This is a genomic window from Streptomyces boluensis (genome assembly GCF_009908195.1).
Taxonomy (GTDB): Bacteria; Actinomycetota; Actinomycetes; order Streptomycetales; family Streptomycetaceae; genus Streptomyces; species Streptomyces boluensis.
The window spans coordinates 1-4,288 of record NZ_JAAAHS010000524.1; the positions used below are offsets into that span (position 1 = coordinate 1).

The 4,288-nt window shown below is 72.2% G+C and carries 5 protein-coding genes and 1 tRNA gene; 4 read left to right on the forward strand and 2 right to left on the reverse strand.

Going from position 1 to position 4,288, the window contains the following annotated elements:
* Positions 1-883: serine/threonine-protein kinase (locus GUY60_RS35120; protein WP_161705382.1), on the reverse strand; the 883-nt coding region annotated here is incomplete at its 3' end.
* Positions 884-1,230: 347 nt separating this feature from the next.
* On the opposite strand from GUY60_RS35120, the gene GUY60_RS35125 reads away from it, so the two are divergent.
* The 4 genes from GUY60_RS35125 (at position 1,231) to GUY60_RS35140 (ending at position 4,141) form a co-directional block, all read left to right on the forward strand.
* Positions 1,231-2,139: a Vgb family protein gene (locus tag GUY60_RS35125; protein ID WP_161705384.1), complete on the forward strand. Its 909-nt coding sequence runs from the start codon at positions 1,231-1,233 to the stop codon at positions 2,137-2,139.
* A 134-nt stretch (positions 2,140-2,273) separates the two neighbouring features.
* The gene (locus GUY60_RS35130) at positions 2,274-2,858 is read left to right on the forward strand and encodes a TIGR03086 family metal-binding protein (RefSeq protein WP_161705386.1); all 585 of its coding nucleotides are present in this window, start codon (positions 2,274-2,276) and stop codon (positions 2,856-2,858) included.
* A 110-nt stretch (positions 2,859-2,968) separates the two neighbouring features.
* Complete coding sequence (locus GUY60_RS35135; RefSeq protein WP_161705389.1) at positions 2,969-3,574, forward strand: GNAT family N-acetyltransferase; 606 nt, start codon at positions 2,969-2,971, stop codon at positions 3,572-3,574.
* A 78-nt stretch (positions 3,575-3,652) separates the two neighbouring features.
* Entirely contained in the window at positions 3,653-4,141 is a 489-nt protein-coding gene (locus GUY60_RS35140; RefSeq protein ID WP_161705391.1) for a VOC family protein, read from the forward strand.
* A gap of 18 nt (positions 4,142-4,159) precedes the next feature.
* On the opposite strand, the gene GUY60_RS35145 is transcribed toward GUY60_RS35140, so the two are convergent.
* Positions 4,160-4,234 (reverse strand) — tRNA-Cys (locus GUY60_RS35145).
* Positions 4,235-4,288 lie beyond the last annotated feature (54 nt).

Below are 4,288 nucleotides of genomic sequence, written 5' to 3' on the forward strand. Positions count from 1 at the left end.
GTGCCGGTGGCGGTGCCGGTGCGGCCGATCGGGCGCCGCGGCCCGCCGCCGCGAGGGCGGGCGCGTCCTCCGCCACGGTCCACAACAGCCGCTCCGCCGCGTCGAGATCGAGCCGCCGGGACACGTCCCGCTCCAGGAGGCCCCGTACGGTCGGGATCAGCGGGCCGGCCGCCGCCGGGACTTGGATCTCGTCGATCACCACCGCGTGCAGCACTCCGGCCACCGAGTCGCGGTGGAAGGGGGTCTCGCCGTCCACGGCCGCGCAGAGCAGCACGCCGAGCGACCACAGGTCGGACTCGGGCCCTGTGTGCCGGTTCGACATCCGCTCGGGCGCCGTGTACTCGGGCGAGCCGACGAACGAGCCGGTCTCCGTGAGCGTCGCCTGCCCCGCGACCTGGGCGATCCCGAAGTCGGAGAGCACCACACGGCCGGTACGCGACTCGATCAGGACGTTGGCGGGCTTCAGGTCGCGGTGCTGCACCCCCGCGGCGTGCGCGGCGCGCAGCGCGTCCAGGAGGCTGAGGCCGATCCGGGCGGCGGCCGCCGGGGCGAGGGGGCCTTCGAGGACGATGAGGTCCGCGAGCGAGCGGCCGTCGATGAGCTCCATCACGATCCACGGCTGCGCGTCGTGCTCGACGATGTCGTGCAGGACCATGATGTTGGGGTGGCGCACCTGCGCTACCGAGCGGGCCTCGCGGAGCGTACGCTCGCGCTGCAACTCCGCGTCCACGAGGGCCAGTTCACCCTCGACGTGGATCTCCTTGACAGCCACGGAGCGGCCGAGCAGCTCGTCCCGAGCGTGCCAGACCGTGCCCATGCCGCCGCGGCCGAGCCGTGACGCGATGCGGTAGCGGCCCGCTACCAGTTCCCCCGTGCTTGCCATGCGCACATCATGCCGCACTGTCCGTGCACACCCGGGGCGGCGGGCTCCGGGCCGACAGGTGATGATTCGGGGCGATCCGGACGAAGCGCTGTCACCGAAGGGACGGGGCACGACCGCCGGGACGAGTGATGCTGATCGTGTTCGCTGAGGAAGCGCAGGCCGGAAGGGGCGGGAGCGATCCATGCCGGTCGAAGGTGGAGATGCTGTGGAAGGTACGCCGGTGAAGGGCTCCGCCCCGAGGGTGTCCGGCCGTCGGCGGGTACTGCGTGCTGGGTGCGCGATGGTGTCCGCGTACCGTTCACGAGGTTCGAACTCGTCGCCGCCGAGCACGATTTGGGGAATCACGCGTGACCCAGGTATCCATCGAAGAGTACGAGGTGGCCGACGCCGCGGCCGGACCGTACGCCCTCACCACGGGACCGGACGGCGCGCTGTGGTTCACCCTCGTCCACAGCGGCCGGATCGGACGGCTCGTACCCGGCGAGGAGCCGACGAGTCACCGGCTCGACCCCGGCTGCGGGCCGACCGTCATCACGCCAGGGCCCGACGGCGCGCTGTGGTTCACCGAGTACCGGGCGGACCGGATCGGGCGGATCACCACCGACGGCGTCATCGACGCATTCGACGTACCCACCCCCGGCTGCGGGCCGTTCGGTATCGCGGCGGGCCCGGACGGTGCGCTGTGGTTCACGGAGACCGCCGCCGACCGCGTCGGCCGGATCACCGTCGACGGCAGCGTCACCGAGTTCCCGCTCCCCGTCACGGGCGCGTTCCCGTCCGCGATCACCGCGGGTGACGACGGTGCGATGTGGTTCACCCTCAACCAGGGGAACGCCATCGGCCGGATCGGCATGGACGGTGCGATCACCCGGTATCCCGTGCCGACGGAGGCGGCGGCGCCGGTGGGGATCGCCGCGGGCCGCGACGGAGCGCTGTGGTTCACCGAGATCGCCGCCGGTCAGATCGGACGGATCACTCCCGACGGGCGGATCACCGAGTTCCCGCTGCCCGACCGCACCGCCAAGCCGCACGCCGTCACCGTCGACGTCGACGGCACCGTCTGGTTCACCGAATGGGGCGGCAACCGCGTCGGCACGATCACCCCCGACGGCTCCGTCACCGTCCACGACCTGCCCACCCCCGGTTCCGAACCACACGGCATCACCGTCGGCCCCGACGGAGCCCTGTGGACCGCACTGGAGATCGGCGCGCTCGCCCGCATCACCCGCATCTCCCTTGCGAACAGCGCCACTTGACCGTGCCGCCCCCCCGGCGCCCCCCTCGCACCTGCGGCCGAGCGCCGTTGTCAGTGCCGGTTGGCAGGATGGGCAGACGAACGGTCCGCGCGATGTTCCGCCCGATGTTCCGCCCGATGTGAGGAGCCCTTCCGATGACCGAAGTCGAAGCGACAACTGACCCGCGGCCGCGCCTCAGTGCGGCGCTCGACCAGACCCAGTACGCGATCGACGCGATCGAGGACGCCGACCTGGGCCGGCCGACACCGTGCGCCGAGTACGACGTGCGGACGCTCTTGGCCCACCTCGTCGCCGTCCTGCGCAAGCTCGCGGTGGTCGGGAACGGCGGGGACATGTCGCAGGTGAAGGACCCGGCCGACGACCACACCGACGACTGGGGTGGAGCGTTCCGCGCTGCGCGTGCCGACCTCGAACAGATCTGGGCGCCCGACTCGGCCCTCGGCAAGAGCTACACCCTGGCCTGGGGCGCGATGACCGGACGCGAGCTGCTCGACGCGTACGCGCATGAATTCACCGTCCACGTCTGGGATCTCTCCCGCGCCACCGGTGGCGGCCACGAGCTCGACCGGGCTCTGGCCGAGGCCGCCCTCGACTGGTACACGCGCAACGTCCCGGCGGAGGGCCGTGGTGAGGGCGGGCCGTTCGCACCGGTTGTGACCGTCGCGGACGACGCCGACACTTACACCCGGCTCGCCGCTTTCGTCGGCCGACCGGTGTAGCCGCACAGCGGAACAGGCCGGTCGCCGCGTGCGTGCGGGCACCGCAGACGGGGTGTCCGAGCAGTTCGGCTCGCACCGCAGACGACACGGAAGGCAGCACCACAACAGCCATGAGCACACCGGCCGACGACCCTGTACCCGACGTACCTGAGGTACCCGACGTACCCGACCTCCCCGCCGAGCCCGTGGTCATCCGCGGCGACGGGCTCGTGCTGCGCGAGTGGACCGAGGCCGACCTGCCCGCGATGTCGGAGCTTTTCGACGACCCGGCCATCGCCCACCGCACCCCGCTCGCCTCCCCCTTCGACGCGGCCGCCGCCCGCGCCTACCTGGACCGGGCCCGCGCCACCCGCGCCGACGGCACCCGGCTCCAGCTCGCCGTCACCGAGGACGGGGGCGCGCCGCTCGGCGAGGTGCTGCTCGGCTCCCTCGGCACCGAACGGCCCGCGGGCGCCGTCACGCTCGGGTACGCGATCGGCGGCGCCCACCGCGGCCGCGGGCTCGCCCCGCGCGCCACCCGGCTGCTCACCGCGTACGCGCACGACTCCCTCGGGATCACCCGCGTACGGCTCCAGATCGAGGAGGACAACGCGGCCAGCGTCGGCGTGGCCCGCGCGGCCGGGTACCGGCTGCTCGCGGACGTGCCCCCGGTGGCGGCCGAGCAGAAGGGCCGGAAGTATCTGCTCAAGGCCTGGGAGCACACGGCCGAGGGCTGACCGCTCGACGAGTTCCGTGGGCGGGCCGGGTCCACCCCGTGCGGGCGCGAGCGCGCGCCGCCGTGAAGGGAGCCCCTCATGAGTGCACAGGCGCAGAAGATCAAGACGTTCCTCTGGTACGACAGCCAGGCCGAGGAGGCCGTCGCCCTCTACACGTCCCTGTTCGACAACTCCCGTGTGACCACGGTGCAGCGGTACGGGGAAGAGGGGCCGGGTGAGCCGGGCAGCGTGATGGTCGTCGAGTTCGAGCTCGCGGGCCAGTCGTTCATCGCGTTGAACGGCGGGCCGGAGTTCAAGTTCACCGAGGCCATCTCGCTCTCCGTCGACTGCGAGGGCCAGCAGGAGATCGACGACCTGTGGGACCGGCTCACCGCGGACGGTGGCGAGCCGGGCCCGTGCGGCTGGCTCCGGGACAAGTACGGCCTGTCCTGGCAGATCGTCCCGCGCGTCCTCAACGAAATGATCGGCGACCCGGACCCCGCCAAGTCCGGCCGGGCCATGAAGGCGATGCTCGGCATGGGCAAGCTCGACGTGCAGGCCCTGAAGGACGCGTACGACGGCAAGTGACCCGTACGCGCGAACCGTTGGAGGCCGTGGCGGGATTCGAACCCACGTAACTCGCTTTGCAGGCGAGCCCCTGAACCACTCGGGCACACGGCCGTGCGCTGTGCTGCGTCATGAACGTAGGCGCGGCCGGGGGGTGGGCTCAAGGGG